Raw genomic sequence first — 12,471 nt, 5'->3', positions numbered from 1 at the left:
ATGTAAAAATAATGGATCGTCTGCGGCCTCCCGACCCAACCTTCATTTCCGACCTGATCCCCCTTCATTTTGCCCCAAAACTCCGGGGGTGCGGGGGCTGGCCCCCGCTGCCACAGCGGCCAAGAGGCGCCGCGTTGCCGGGCTCGCGCCCCGATGCTAAGACCTTTCGAACCGACAGGAGGGCAGACCATGGCAAAGGACCCAAAGGACGCCAGCGCCGGCATCCAGTCGCTTGATGCGGCGCTGCGGGTGCTGTCTGTGATGGCCGCCCATGACGGGCCGATCTCGTTGACCGACCTCGCGCGCAGCGCCGACATGCCGCCCAGCAAGGTGCACCGCTACCTCGCTTCGTTCCTGGCTGCCGGGCTGGTCGAGCAGGGCGGCCGGTCGGGCAAGTACGACCTCGGCCGCGGCGCGGTCGAGCTGGGTCTGTCCGCCATCGCCCGGCACGATTTCGTCAACCGGCCCTCGAACCACCTGCCCGAGCTGCGCGAGGCGACGGGCCTCACGGTGCTGCTGTCGGTCTGGGGCGCGGCGGGACCGACGGTGGTGCGCTGGGAGAGGGCGGCGGCGCCCGTCGTGACCTCGATGGGGCTGGGCACCACGCTGCCGCTGCTGAATTCCTCGACCGGCCGGGTGTTCCTGGCCTACGGGCCGCGCCCGCCGATGGAGAAGTTGCTGGCCTCCGAACTGGCCCGCGCCCGCAAGAGCCCCGAGATCTTCGCGGATTTCGACGTCTCGCGGGCCGGTGTCGCCGCGCTTTGCGACCGGGTACGCGCCGAGGGCTATGCCACCGTCTCGGGCGACTACATCCCCGGCCTCGTGGCGGTGGCTGCACCGGTACTCGACTGGCAGGGCGAGGCGCAGGCGGTCATCACCCTGATCGGCACGGGTCGCGACATCGCCCGGCCCGGTTCGGCGGCAGTCGGGCAGTTGCTGGAATTCTGCCGGGCGCAGTCCTTCGCCCCGCTGGGCGCACGCTGAGCCGCGCTCCGCGCCACCGCAGGGCCACCAGACATCGAGACCCGGTTCGCCATTTGGCGGCCAAGGCGCTCGCAAGCCGGCGGGCGATCTGCGCGACCAGGGTGAGCGAGGCTCGGAGAGCCGGGCGGGTCTGACGTCGCTGGCCGGAATCGCTGCCCGGGTGGGCTAGAGCACCCGTCGGCATCGAGACCGGGCAGATGGCATTGACCCATGCAGGTGCCCGGGAAACCAGGGGGCACCCCGGTGACTTTCCGGGGTGCATGTCACATGGGCTATCGCCCGGCCGCGACGTGCCTGCCGGAGGCATGTCCTAGTCGTTCAGCTTCTTCAGACGCGCGGTGACAGAGAGCCCGTGTGCTTGCAGCGATTCCGAAGACGCGAGGGTCTCGGCGGCGGGGCCGATGGCGCGCAGGGCCTCGGGGGTCATTTTCGCCATTGTGGTGCGCTTGAGGAAGTCAAGCACCGACAGGCCGGACGAGAACCGGGCCGAGCGGGCCGTGGGTAGAACGTGGTTCGGCCCGCCGACGTAATCGCCGATGGCCTCGGGCGTCCATTGGCCGAGGAAGATCGCGCCGGCATGGGTGATCTGTTCCGCCAGCGCCTCGGGGTCGGCAACGCAAAGCTCGAGGTGCTCTGGCGCGATGCGGTCCGACAGCGCGGCGGCTTCGCCGAGGTCGCGCACGGTGATGACCGCGCCGTAGTCCCGCCAGCTGGCGCCCGCAATGGCGCGGCGGTCGAGGGTTTCGAGCTGGCGCTCGACCGCCTCGGCCACCTTGCGGCCGAAAGCGGCGTCGGTGGTGATCAGCAGCGATTGCGCGCTTTCGTCGTGTTCGGCCTGGCTCATCAGGTCCAGCGCGATCCAGTCGGGGTCATTGTCGGCATCGGCGATCACCAGGATCTCGGACGGGCCGGCGATCATGTCGATCCCCACCTTGCCAAAGACCCGCCGCTTGGCCGCCGCGACGAAGGCATTTCCCGGCCCGGTGATCTTGTCGACCGGTGCGATGCTCTCGGTGCCGTAGGCCAGGGCCCCGATGGCCTGGGCGCCGCCGATGCGGTAGATTTCGTCCACGCCGGCGATGCGGCAGGCCAGCAGAACGGCGGGGTTGATGACCCCGTCCGGCGTCGGCACCGTCACCGCCAGCCGCCCGACCCCCGCCACCTTGGCCGGCACCGCGTTCATCAGCACCGAGGACGGGTAGGAGGCCAGCCCGCCCGGCACGTAGAGCCCCGCCGCCGACACCGGAGTCCAGCGCCAGCCCAGCGTCGCGCCCTCGGGGTCGGTCCAGCGCTCGTCGGTCGGCACCTGGCGCACGTGGTAGGCGCGGATGCGCTCGGCCGCGAGTTCCAGCGCCGCGCGTTCGGCACCGGGGACGCGGGCGCATTCCGCCTCGATCTCGGCCTCGGAAATGCGCAGCCGATCCGGCGTCAGCGCCAGCCGGTCGAACTTTTCCGTCAGCTCCAGCACCGCCGCATCGCCGCGCGCCCGCACATCGGCGATGATCCCCGCCACCACCGCGTCCACGTCCGGGCTGTCCTCGCGCTTGGCCGAAAGCAGCGCGGAAAAGCGGGTTTCGAAATCCGGGTCCGTGGTGTCGAGATAGATGGGCATGGCGCTCTCCTTGATCGGCGCTGGTTAGCGCGCGCGGGCAGGGGTCTCAAGAGGCGGGCGGCTCAGTCTCCGTGATCCGGCGCCTTTCCGGAGACCGCCCTGTAGGGGCGGGTGACGTCGCGGAGCCGCGCCTCGAGCGCCTCGGCCGAGAGGCGGATCGCCCCGTCGCCGGCCAGCGTCAGCACCACGTGGCCCGCACCGTCTTCGCCCGGCTCCCAATCGACCGAGAGCAGCGACAGGACGAGGTCGGGGTCCGACCGGTCCAGCCCCTGGCTGGCCACCGACAGCACGTTCTCGAAGGCGAGCACCGATTGCACCCGTTCCGGCGCGTGCCGCCCCTTGGCCGCGCCCGCGTCTTCCCAGCGGAAGCGGTTCAAGAGCAGCGCAAAGCGCCGTTCGCGCGGGCGCCAGGTCATTTCGGTCGCCGGCAGCACCGCGTCCTGCACCAGCGCGGCGAGGACCTTGAGGTCCTCGGCATCCATCGCGCCCAGGTTCAGCGGCGCCTCGCGGCCGTCTTCAAAGCGGGCGTCCTCGGTCATTGGCCCGACACCCGTTCGATCCTGGCACCCACTGCGCCCAGCTTTTCCTCGACCCGCTCGTAGCCGCGGTCAAGGTGGTAGACGCGGTTCACCAGCGTCTCGCCCTCGGCCGCGAGCCCGGCGAGGATCAGCGAGACCGAGGCGCGCAGGTCGGTCGCCATCACCGGCGCGCCGCGCAGCCGTTCGACCCCGTGCACCGTGGCATGGCCGCCATGCACGTCGATCCGCGCGCCCATGCGCATCAGCTCGGGCGCATGCATGAAGCGGTTCTCGAAGATCTTCTCTTCCAGCACGGACGAGCCCTGCGCCGTGCACAGGAGCGCCATCATCTGCGCTTGCAGGTCGGTCGGAAAACCCGGGAAGGGTTCGGTCGTCACGTTGACCGCGGTCACCCGGCCGTTGCGGCGGCGCACCTTCAGGCCGCGCTCGGTCTCGGTCACGTCGATCCCGGCCTGGTCGAGCTTTTCGGCAAAGGCCGCCACCAGTTCCATCCGGCCGCCAAGGCATTCGACCTCACCGCCGGTGATGGCAGGGGCCAGCATGTAGGTCCCAAGCTCGATCCGGTCGGTGACCACGGGGTGGGTCGCGCCGTGCAGCTTGTCGACGCCCTGGATGGTGAGGGTCGAGGTGCCTTCGCCCTCGATCTGGGCGCCCATCTTGCGCAGGCAGCGGGCAAGGTCGACGATCTCGGGCTCGCGCGCGGCGTTCTTGATGACGGTCGTGCCCTTGGCAAGGGTCGCGGCCATCAGCGCGTTCTCGGTCGCGCCCACCGAGACCAGCGGGAAATCGACCATCCCGCCCTTCAGCCCGCCCGGCGCCTTGGCGTGGACATAGCCGTCGCGCAGGTCAAGCTCGGCCCCCATCGCCTCGAGCGCCTTGAGGTGCAGGTCCACGGGCCGCGCGCCGATGGCGCAGCCACCGGGCAGCGACACGACCGCGTGGCCTTCGCGTGCCAGCATCGGCCCCAGCACCAGGATCGAGGCGCGCATCTTGCGCACGATGTCGTAATCGGCGACGTGGTTGTGAATGTTGTGGCTCGAGAGCGCGATGACCTGGCCATCCTGCAGCTTGGACACCTCGGCCCCCAGCGATTCGAGCAGGGTGGTCATGGTGCGGATGTCGCTGAGTCGCGGCGCGTTGGTCAGCGTCAGCGGCTCGTCCGACAGCAGCGTGGCCGGCATCAACGTGAGGCAGGCGTTCTTGGCGCCGGCGATCGGGATCTCTCCGTTCAGCTCGCCGCCACCGCGGACCAGTATCGAATCCATCTGCCCTTAATCCTTGTCCTTTTCGCCGGTCTCCCCGGGCGCGTCTTCGGCGCTGCGCGCGCGGGCCTGGGCCTTGCGCCGGGCCATGTTGGCCTTGAGCGCCGCCTTGAGGCGCGCGTCGCGAACGTCCTTGCCGCCGCTGTCCTTGGGTCCGGTCTTGCCTGTCATGTCCCGTCTATAGAGGAGGTCCGAAAAAGGGTCCAGTTTGTGCTTGCACACCCGGCGGATTGCTTCTAAAGACCCGCCCACACCGGATGCGGTGACCGGCGCTGCTGTAGCTCAGAGGTAGAGCACTCCCTTGGTAAGGGAGAGGTCGAGAGTTCAATTCTCTCCAGCAGCACCACTTCAACTCATTGATTTCGCAGAAAACCTTGTTAATCAAGGGCATGCGCCGCCTCACATGGTACACAGAGGTGGGACATATGCGATGTGCGATGCCGAGTCCTGTCATGATCGGATCGACTTGCTGCTTGCGGGTCCATGTCCCCGAGATGTGGTCGAGTACCGCCCTTAGCCAAAAGCATGCCACGGGTTGTCGCTACCGCGCACAGGCCGGCTGCGGCCCGGAATGGTTTTCCGGGATGTCACATTCCTTGGCCGCCCTGGTCAACTCATGCGTCAACCTTCGATTCTCAGCTTCGTGGTCTACGCCCGGCTCCCCGAACTGCTTCTACCGCTTGTACTGAAAATGCGTGCTGACGCCCAAACGCCCAGATGCCTCCTGCACCGAACAGACCCGCAGCGTGATCTGATGCACCGCATCCCGCTTGACCTCGTCGCTGTAGTCGCTTGTCCCGGTGTCGGCCTCCTCGCCTCAATGTCAGGGCGCAAAGCGTCTACAAATCCACGGGCACCTCAGTCAGACAGTAGGTTGGCGTTCAAATCCGCGATGGCGGTCACCTCGATCCGCATGCCTTCGGCGACCAGCGCCGCAACGACAAGGCTCGCGCGATTGGGGTAGGGCGGCTTGAAGTACCGGGCGTAGACGGCATCGACCGCCTTCATGTCCGCCACGTCCACCAGGAAGATCTGCACCTGCACGATGTCGTCCAAGGTGCCGCCGGCCTCTTCGAGCACCGCGCGCATGTTGTCGAAGGTCAGCTCGGCCTGCCGGGTGATGTCGCCCTGCAGGATCGCGCCTTCGGCCGTGATCGGGCCATGGGTGGTGTAGAGCATCCCGCTTGCACGAATGCCCCAGGAAAACGGTTGCGGCGCCGGCGGCAGGCCGCCGGTGATTTCTTCCTTCATCTGGGTCGGTCCCTCATGGTTTGCAGGTCGTCGTACCAGCGGTGACCGGGGTCGATCAGCGCGAGTTGTGTGCCGAAGTGGTCGGCGTCGGCACGGTGGAAGCTGGCCAGGTCCGACGGATCGCCCAGCATCGCGCGGGCGGCTTCGTTCGACTGGCGGACGCGCGCGCTGTCACGCATGCCCCAGCAGAAATGCGTCGGGACCGACAGGCGGCAGAGGGCGGGCAGCGGGCTCGCCTCGGCGTCCTGCGATGGATCGGCCAGCACCAACTCGTAGACGCGCGCTTCCAGGCTGCCCGCTGGCGGCGCGGGGTGGCGCAGATCAAGGATGCCGCTGAGCGGCAGGCAGCCCTTGAGCGCTTCGAACGGCGCGTCGGTCCAGAGTGCCGGGTTCAGCGCGGCCTGCATGGCGATGTGCCCGCCCGCGGAATGCCCGCCCAGGAACAGCCGGTCCGGGTCTCCGCCCCATTCGACGATGCGTGACCGTATGGCGGCAATGGCCGCGAGCGTGTCGAGCACGGGCACGGGGTAGCGATGCGCAGGCGCCAGCCGGTAGGTCGGCGCGACCAGCAGCGCGCCGCGCGCGGTGATGCCGGGCGCCATGAGCCCGCACCACTCCTTGTAGCCATGGGTCCAGCCGCCGCCATGCAGGAAGATGACCACGTCGCGGCCTGTGGCTTCGCCCTCGGGGGCGAAGACGTCGAACCTTTGCCACCGCTCGGGGCCGAAGGCGATGTCGCGGATGCTGCGCACGCCGGGCCAGTCGCCGGCCGAGGCAGCCAGGGCCTGTTCGGCGAACAGGGCCGCGGCGTGGAACGGCAGGGCGGGTTGCGGGTCCAGGTGGAAATTCAGCAATGACATGTCCGGCCCGCTCAGATGTTCAGGCCGCCAAGCGACTTGCCGCCGTCCACGAACAGCGTCTGCCCGGTGACGAAACCGGCATCGGGCGAACAGAGATAAGCGACCGAGGACGCGATCTCGGTGGGGCTCGCCGCGCGGCCGTTGGGCTCGAGCGCCTCCCAGGCCTCGAACATCTCGGAGGGGGCCGAGCGGGTCATCGGCGTGTCGGTAAAGCCGGGCGCGACCGAGTTCACGGTGATCCGGCGGGCGCGCAGTTCCATCGCCATGGCGCGGGTCAGCCCGACCACGGCCGCCTTGGAGGCGACGTAATGGGCGAACCGGGTGCCGCCCAGGGCGCCGCGCGACGAGATGGTGACGATGCGGCCGCCCTCGGTCATCCGCCTGGCCGCCTCCTGCGCCAGGATGAAGGTGCCGATCAGGTTGACCTCCATCATCTTGCGGAAGTCCTCCTCGGTCAGATCGAACAGCGCGCGGTCCCAGTAAAGCCCGGCGGCGGTGACTACCGCGTCCACGCGCGCCTCGGCATCGAGCAGCGCGACGATCCCGTCGCGGTCGGTCACGTCGGCGGGGCGGGCGACGCAGTCGTGCCCGGCCTCGGCCAGGCGCGCGGCGGCGGCCGCGACCGCCTCGGCGTTGCGGTCGATCAGGATCGTGCGGAACCCGTCGGTGGCCAGCCGTTCGGCGATGGCAAAGCCGATGCCCTGCGCGGCGCCGGTCACGAATGCGGTTCGGGAAGAAGTCATGAGGAGAGGTCCTTGGTCAGTAGCCGAACGCGTGCGGGAGGAAGAGCACGATGTCGGGGAAGAGGATGAGCAGCGCGAGGAAACCGATCAGCGCCAGGAAGAACGGCACGACGGCGCGGAAGATCTTCTGGATCGGCACCCCGGTGAGCGAGGCGAGCACGAAAAGCACGAGGCCATAGGGCGGGGTGATCAGCCCGATCATGAAGTTGATGACGACGACGACGCCGAAATACATCAGGTCGAGGCCAAGCGCCTCGGCCGAGGGCAAGAGCAGCGGGATGAAGACCAGCAGGATCACCGACCCGTCGAGGAAGCAGCCCAGCAGGAGCAGCAGGACGTTCACGATCAGCAGGAACTGCAGCTGCGACACGTCGGCCGCCTCGAGCATCTGCCCCAGCGCGGCGGCGAGCCCTTCGTTGGCGATCGCGTAGTTGACCACGAAGGCCGAGGCGATCAGCAGCATGGTCGAGGCCATCTGCCGCACGGATTCCCGGAACGTCGCGCCCAGCTGGCCGATGCGGTAGCTGCGCAGCACGACCAGGCCGAGGATCATCGCCCAGAGCGCGGCGACGGCGGCGGCCTCGGTCGGGCTGAACCATCCGGTCCAGATCCCGCCCAGCAGCACCACCGGCAGCGTCATCGGCATGGTGGCGCGGCCAAAGGCCGGCAGCGCCTCGGACAGGCTGGCGGCGCGGCCCGCGGGCAGCCCGTGCCGCTTGGCCACCAGCGCGACGGTCAGCATGATGGTGAGACCCATCAGCAGTCCCGGCACGATCCCGGCAAGGAACAGCCCGCCGACCGAGGCACCCGAAAGCATGGCGTAGATCACCAGCGGGATCGAGGGCGGGATGACCGGCGCGATCACCGACCCGGCCGCGGCAACGGCCACCGCCAGCTCGCCCGGGAACTTGCCGAACTGGCGCATCATGCGGATCGACACCATGCCCGGCCCGGCGGCATCGGTCACGGCCGACCCGCTCATCGAGGAAAAGATGATGCTGACCAGCACGGTGACATGGCCGGTGCCGCCGCGGAACCGGCCCATGATCGCATCGGCCGCGGCCCAGAGCCGTTCACTGATGCCGGCGGCATTCATCACGTTGGCGGCCAGGATGAACATCGGGATGGCGACCAGCACGTAGGTGCCGGTCATCTGCGCCATCACCTGGTCGGCCAGCAGGCCGACGTCCTGGTCGGTGGCCAGGAAATAGACCGCGCCCGCACCGAACATAGACAGCGACAGCGGCAGGCGCAGGATCGCGCCGGTCACGAAGGTCGCGCAAAGAACCCAGAGGCCATAGGTCACAGGACATCCTCCTGCGGGGCGGCGTCGAGCGAGGCGATGACCGCGCGCCAGTCGCCAAAGGTCAGCCGGGCCGCAAGGATGGCAAGGCGCAGCGTGACGCCGACCAGGAACACGGCAAAGATCGAATAGACCCAGTCGAGGCGCAGGCGCATCATGTCGGTGGTCATGATCTTCATGAAGGCGATGTAATCGACGATCCCGTAGATCGAGAGGCCGATCACCAGGATGAACCCGAGGCAACCGGCGATCAGCATGGCGCGCTTGCCGCCCTCGGGGACAAGGCGGAAGACCACGTCGAACGAGATGTAATCGCTCCAGTTCAGCACGAAGGCGCCGGCCCAGAAGATCAGCCAGGTGGCCAGCAGCGTGACCGCCTCGTCGACCCAGGTCTGGGGGATGCCGAAGGCGTGGCGCATCACGATGCCGTAGATGAAGAGCGCAAAGAGGGCCCCCATGCCGAGTGTGGTGATCGCCTCGGCCAAGGCCGACAGGCGCGCTGTCGCGGTGCGATACATGGGTGCTCCGTGTCTTTGAGGTCTTTTGGGTGGGCCCGGCAGTCAGGGGCCGCCGGGCCCGGTCCGGATCACTCGGTCGCGGCAATCGCGTCGGCGAGTCCCGGCTTCCAGGCGTCGGTCAGGCCCTGCTCTTCGTAGGCGGCCCAGACGGCGGCGCGGAAGGGCTCGGTGTCGACCTCGGTGATGGTCAGGCCCCGGTCGAGGAAGGTCTGGATGGCGTCGGTTTCATCCTTGAGCGTCTTCTCGATCTGCAGCGCGGCGCCTTCCTGGGCGGCCTCGCGCAGCGTCGCCTGCTGCTCGGGCGTCAGCCCGTCGAAGACGTCCTTGTTGATCGCGATGAACACCGGCTGAACAAGGTGCTTGGTCAGGATCACCTGCTCGGTCTGCTCGTCGAATTTCCAGTCGCGGGTCATGTTGGTCGGGTTGTCCTGCGCGTCGATCGCGCCGGTCTTGAGGCCCAGGTAGACCTCGGTGATCGGCATGGCGACGGGCGTCACGCCCAGGGCCGAGGCCAGGGTCTGGAATGCCGGCCCCGGGGGCATCCGCATCTTGACGCCCTTGAGGTCATCGGGCCCGGTCACCTCGCGCGCCTCGGCCAGGTTGACCGTGCGGGTGCCAAGATAGGCGGTGCTGAGGATCACGATGCCCATCTTTTCCGCGACGTCGTCGTAGAACTGCTGGCCCATCTCGCCGCCGAAGACCTTGAGCATATGCGCGCTGTCACGGAAGAGGTAGGCGGCGCCGAAAACGCCGTATTCGGGCAGCTGCTGCTCGATCTCGAAGGTGACGGGCGAGGCCATCTCGAGGTTGCCGCGCTGCATCGCCGGGAGCTCGGTGCCCTGCTTGAACAGGGTGCTCGAATGGTGAACGGTCACCTCAATGTCGTCCGGGTAGGTCGTGTTCATGACCTCGGCGATATGGTTGAAGGCATCGGTCAGCGGCGCATTGCCCGGCGCTGCGGTCGAGATCCGGATCTCGGTTTCCGCGCTGGCCGCGCCAGCGAGGCCCAAGGCGCAGGCCAGGGCCAGCGAGGTCATGTATCTTGCGTGTTTCATGGGTTACTCCTTGTTGAACAGTCTGTTGTTGTTGAGAATTCCGTCCGGGTCGAAGGCCGACTTGAGCCGGCGCATCACCGAAAGCTCCTCGGGTGTCCGGGACAGCGGCAGCCAGCGCCGCTTGGACATGCCGATGCCATGCTCGGCCGACACCGAGCCGCGACGACCGGCAAGCGCGCCGTAGACGATCTCTTCGGCTGCATCCTTTCGGGCCTTGTCACCAAGGGCGACGACCACGTGCAGGTTGCCGTCGCCGAGGTGGCCGTAGAACTGGACCCGGTCGAAGCCGGCCGCGGCAAGGCCGCCCCGCGCCTCGGCGACCCAGCCCTCCATCTCGTCCAGCGGCAGGCTCACGTCGAAGCCGGCGAAGGGGGCGAAGGCGGTGGCCGCCTCTCCGCTGAGGTCGCGCAGGGTCCAGAGCGTATCGGCCTGCGCCTCGGATTGCGCGACGATGGCATCCGTGTCCGGGTGCCGTTCCAGGTGATCCCCGACACATGTCTCGAGGGCCTCGGTCACGGCATCCTCGCTGGCGCCGGTGACCTCGAGCAGAACGGTCAGCGCGTCGAAGGCGAAGCCCTTGACAGGGGAGGCCGCAGGCAGCGCCAGCGCCACGTCGGTGTAGTCGCGCCACATGATCTCGAACCCGCTGAGCATCGGCCCGAGCGTGGCGCGGGCGTGCACCAGGAACGCCATCGCATCGGCCAGGGTCCGGGCCGAGACCAGCGCCACGCGGCGCGCCTGCGGCACCGGGACCAGCTGCACCAGGGCGCGGGTGACGATCCCGAGCGTCCCTTCGCTGCCGACGAGCAACTGCTTGAGATCGTAGCCGGTGTTGTTCTTGAAGAGAGGCGACAGGTTGGACAGGATCGTCCCGTCCGGCAGCACCGCCTCGAGCCCCAGCACCGAGGCGCGGGTCATGCCGTAGCGCAGCACCCGGTTGCCTCCGGCATTGGTGGCGATCATGCCGCCCAGCGTCGCCGAGCCGCGGCTGCCCATGTCGACCGGGAACATCAGCCCGTGGCTCCGCGCCGCCGCATCGAGCGCGGCCAGCGTCACCCCCGCCCCGACCAGCGCGGTCGATTGGCGGGCGTCGATCTCGACCCCCTGCAGGCGTTCGCTGGACAGGATGACCTCTCCGGACTGGGGCAGGCAGGCCCGTACGAGCCCGGTCATGCCGCCCTGGACCACCAGCCTTATCCCGTGTTCGCGGCACAGCAGCAGGGCGGCGCGCACGGCCTCGGTATCGGATGGGCGCAGTACCGGCGCCGTGACATCCGCCGTGCCGTACCAATCGGTGTGATAGCGGTCGAGCCCGGGACCGGCCGGCAGGAAGCCGGCCCGCAGCGGACCCTGTTCTACCGCCGCGGCCAGCGCGGCATCGCGCCGGGCCCCAAGGCTGCGTTCCATGACGGCCGTCATGACGCCACCGACCGGCGACGACGGCGCGTCATGGCGCGACGATTGGCCTTGGTGGCCTGTATGACCGGCCCAGCTTGCAGTGTCATCGTGTCCTCCAGGCCGTTTTACGATTCTTGGCGTTTGACATGACATCACTCAAGTTTTATAAAATATGAAAGTCAACATTAAATATGGATGTTTAGATGGAACCAGCTTCGGCCTATGAAAAATTGCGCACCGAAATCCTGCGGGGCGGTCTGCAGCCGGGGCAGCGTTTGCGCGTGGCCGAACTGAACGGAAAGTTCCAGCTGGGACTGACCCCGATCCGCGAGGCGCTCATGCGGCTCAGCTCGGAAGGGTTGGTCGTGACCGAAGCCAATCGTGGGGCGCGCGTGCGTGAAACCTCTGTGGCCGAGCTGCGGGACCTGACGGACACGCGCCAGAAGATCGAGGCCTGGTGCCTTGAGCGGGCCATGGAGAACGGAACCAAGGTCTGGGAGGCGGACGTGCTGCGCCATCTCTACCTGCTCAACCACGCGGACCTGCCGACCGGCCCCGAGGATCGTGAGCGCGAGGCCGAGTGGGAACGACTGCACCGCGCCTTCCATTTTGCGCTGGTGCAGCCCTGCGGGTCGGACTGGTCGCTGCACATCTGGAACATGCTGGCGGACCATTCCGAGCGTTACCGCAACCTGCGCCTGCTGTCCTTCCGCACGTCGCGGAGCCGTGTCGAGAAGATGATCAACGAGCATGAAACCATCGCCCAGGCGGTGATCCGGCGGGATGTCGAAACGGCGCTGTCGCTCATGTCGGCCCATCTGCAGAACACGGCGACCGCGGTCGAGGAACTCCTGTCCACCCACACCGAGTGATGTCTTCGCGCGTCCGGCCTGACCCGCGCGGGTGAAACGGCTCAAACGCTGGGTCATGCGTCGTACCGGGCTCG

Annotated in this window: 13 protein-coding genes and 1 tRNA gene; 3 read left to right on the top strand and 11 right to left on the bottom strand. The window is 68.1% G+C overall.

Annotation, left to right across the window (positions count from 1 at the left end; all coding sequences use genetic code 11):
* The first annotated feature begins 189 nt into the window (after nt 1-189).
* Nucleotides 190-984 (top strand): IclR family transcriptional regulator, encoded by a 795-nt coding sequence (locus MF270_RS20935; protein WP_238367738.1) that lies wholly within the window; start codon nt 190-192, stop codon nt 982-984.
* A gap of 310 nt (nt 985-1,294) precedes the next feature.
* On the opposite strand, the gene hisD is transcribed toward MF270_RS20935, so the two are convergent.
* From hisD to MF270_RS20915, 4 genes are all read right to left on the bottom strand, one after another.
* The gene (hisD, locus tag MF270_RS20930) at nt 1,295-2,596 is read right to left on the bottom strand and encodes a histidinol dehydrogenase (protein WP_238367737.1); all 1,302 of its coding nucleotides are present in this window, start codon (nt 2,594-2,596) and stop codon (nt 1,295-1,297) included.
* Nucleotides 2,597-2,658: 62 nt separating this feature from the next.
* Nucleotides 2,659-3,135, bottom strand: coding sequence for a DUF2948 family protein (locus MF270_RS20925; RefSeq protein ID WP_238367736.1), 477 nt, complete (start codon nt 3,133-3,135; stop codon nt 2,659-2,661).
* Nucleotides 3,132-4,400 carry a UDP-N-acetylglucosamine 1-carboxyvinyltransferase gene (gene murA / locus MF270_RS20920; RefSeq protein WP_238367735.1) on the bottom strand — a complete coding sequence of 423 codons (1,269 nt, stop codon included), beginning with the start codon at nt 4,398-4,400 and terminating at the stop codon, nt 3,132-3,134. The genes MF270_RS20925 and murA overlap by 4 nt, the downstream gene beginning before the upstream one ends.
* 6 nt (nt 4,401-4,406) lie before the next feature.
* Nucleotides 4,407-4,568, bottom strand: a complete 162-nt coding sequence (locus MF270_RS20915) for a hypothetical protein (RefSeq protein WP_238367734.1) — start codon at nt 4,566-4,568, stop codon at nt 4,407-4,409.
* A gap of 100 nt (nt 4,569-4,668) precedes the next feature.
* Between MF270_RS20915 and MF270_RS20910 the strand changes: the two genes are divergently transcribed.
* Nucleotides 4,669-4,743, top strand: a tRNA-Thr gene (locus MF270_RS20910).
* Between the two features lie 512 nt (nt 4,744-5,255).
* On the opposite strand, the gene MF270_RS20905 is transcribed toward MF270_RS20910, so the two are convergent.
* The 7 genes from MF270_RS20905 to MF270_RS20875 form a co-directional block, all read right to left on the bottom strand.
* Nucleotides 5,256-5,648, bottom strand: coding sequence for a RidA family protein (locus MF270_RS20905; RefSeq protein ID WP_238367733.1), 393 nt, complete (start codon nt 5,646-5,648; stop codon nt 5,256-5,258).
* On the bottom strand, nt 5,645-6,508 hold the full coding sequence (locus MF270_RS20900; protein ID WP_238367732.1) for an alpha/beta hydrolase: 864 nt from the start codon (nt 6,506-6,508) through the stop codon (nt 5,645-5,647). Before MF270_RS20900 ends, MF270_RS20905 begins: the two co-directional genes overlap by 4 nt.
* A gap of 11 nt (nt 6,509-6,519) precedes the next feature.
* Nucleotides 6,520-7,251 (bottom strand): SDR family NAD(P)-dependent oxidoreductase, encoded by a 732-nt coding sequence (locus tag MF270_RS20895; RefSeq protein WP_238367731.1) that lies wholly within the window; start codon nt 7,249-7,251, stop codon nt 6,520-6,522.
* 16 nt (nt 7,252-7,267) lie between these two features.
* Complete coding sequence (locus MF270_RS20890; RefSeq protein ID WP_238367730.1) at nt 7,268-8,557, bottom strand: TRAP transporter large permease; 1,290 nt, start codon at nt 8,555-8,557, stop codon at nt 7,268-7,270.
* Nucleotides 8,554-9,072 (bottom strand): TRAP transporter small permease, encoded by a 519-nt coding sequence (locus MF270_RS20885; RefSeq protein ID WP_238367729.1) that lies wholly within the window; start codon nt 9,070-9,072, stop codon nt 8,554-8,556. Before MF270_RS20885 ends, MF270_RS20890 begins: the two co-directional genes overlap by 4 nt.
* A gap of 68 nt (nt 9,073-9,140) precedes the next feature.
* On the bottom strand, nt 9,141-10,127 hold the full coding sequence (gene dctP / locus MF270_RS20880; protein ID WP_238367728.1) for a TRAP transporter substrate-binding protein DctP: 987 nt from the start codon (nt 10,125-10,127) through the stop codon (nt 9,141-9,143).
* Nucleotides 10,128-10,130: 3 nt separating this feature from the next.
* Nucleotides 10,131-11,546, bottom strand: coding sequence for an FAD-binding oxidoreductase (locus tag MF270_RS20875; protein WP_238367727.1), 1,416 nt, complete (start codon nt 11,544-11,546; stop codon nt 10,131-10,133).
* Between the two features lie 182 nt (nt 11,547-11,728).
* Here MF270_RS20875 and MF270_RS20870 point away from each other — a divergent pair, with 182 nt between their 5' ends.
* Nucleotides 11,729-12,397, top strand: a complete 669-nt coding sequence (locus tag MF270_RS20870; RefSeq protein ID WP_238367726.1) for a GntR family transcriptional regulator — start codon at nt 11,729-11,731, stop codon at nt 12,395-12,397.
* Nucleotides 12,398-12,471 lie beyond the last annotated feature (74 nt).

The sequence above is a fragment of the Mesobacterium pallidum genome (assembly GCF_019966535.1).
Lineage (GTDB): Bacteria > Pseudomonadota > Alphaproteobacteria > Rhodobacterales > Rhodobacteraceae > Mesobacterium > Mesobacterium pallidum.
Note: the sequence above shows the minus strand (reverse complement) of the source record. Positions and strands in the feature narration are given on the sequence as shown.

What these genes read in the sequence shown, in the direction of transcription:
- MF270_RS20935 (WP_238367738.1), top strand. Translation starts at nt 190, where the DNA reads ATGGCAAAGGACCCAAAGGACGCCAGCGCCGGCATCCAGTCGCTTGAT.
- hisD (WP_238367737.1), bottom strand. Translation starts at nt 2,596, where the DNA reads ATGCCCATCTATCTCGACACCACGGACCCGGATTTCGAAACCCGCTTT.
- MF270_RS20925 (WP_238367736.1), bottom strand. Translation starts at nt 3,135, where the DNA reads ATGACCGAGGACGCCCGCTTTGAAGACGGCCGCGAGGCGCCGCTGAAC.
- murA (WP_238367735.1), bottom strand. Translation starts at nt 4,400, where the DNA reads ATGGATTCGATACTGGTCCGCGGTGGCGGCGAGCTGAACGGAGAGATC.
- MF270_RS20915 (WP_238367734.1), bottom strand. Translation starts at nt 4,568, where the DNA reads ATGACAGGCAAGACCGGACCCAAGGACAGCGGCGGCAAGGACGTTCGC.
- MF270_RS20905 (WP_238367733.1), bottom strand. Translation starts at nt 5,648, where the DNA reads ATGAAGGAAGAAATCACCGGCGGCCTGCCGCCGGCGCCGCAACCGTTT.
- MF270_RS20900 (WP_238367732.1), bottom strand. Translation starts at nt 6,508, where the DNA reads ATGTCATTGCTGAATTTCCACCTGGACCCGCAACCCGCCCTGCCGTTC.
- MF270_RS20895 (WP_238367731.1), bottom strand. Translation starts at nt 7,251, where the DNA reads ATGACTTCTTCCCGAACCGCATTCGTGACCGGCGCCGCGCAGGGCATC.
- MF270_RS20885 (WP_238367729.1), bottom strand. Translation starts at nt 9,072, where the DNA reads ATGTATCGCACCGCGACAGCGCGCCTGTCGGCCTTGGCCGAGGCGATC.
- dctP (WP_238367728.1), bottom strand. Translation starts at nt 10,127, where the DNA reads ATGAAACACGCAAGATACATGACCTCGCTGGCCCTGGCCTGCGCCTTG.
- MF270_RS20875 (WP_238367727.1), bottom strand. Translation starts at nt 11,546, where the DNA reads ATGACGGCCGTCATGGAACGCAGCCTTGGGGCCCGGCGCGATGCCGCG.
- MF270_RS20870 (WP_238367726.1), top strand. Translation starts at nt 11,729, where the DNA reads ATGGAACCAGCTTCGGCCTATGAAAAATTGCGCACCGAAATCCTGCGG.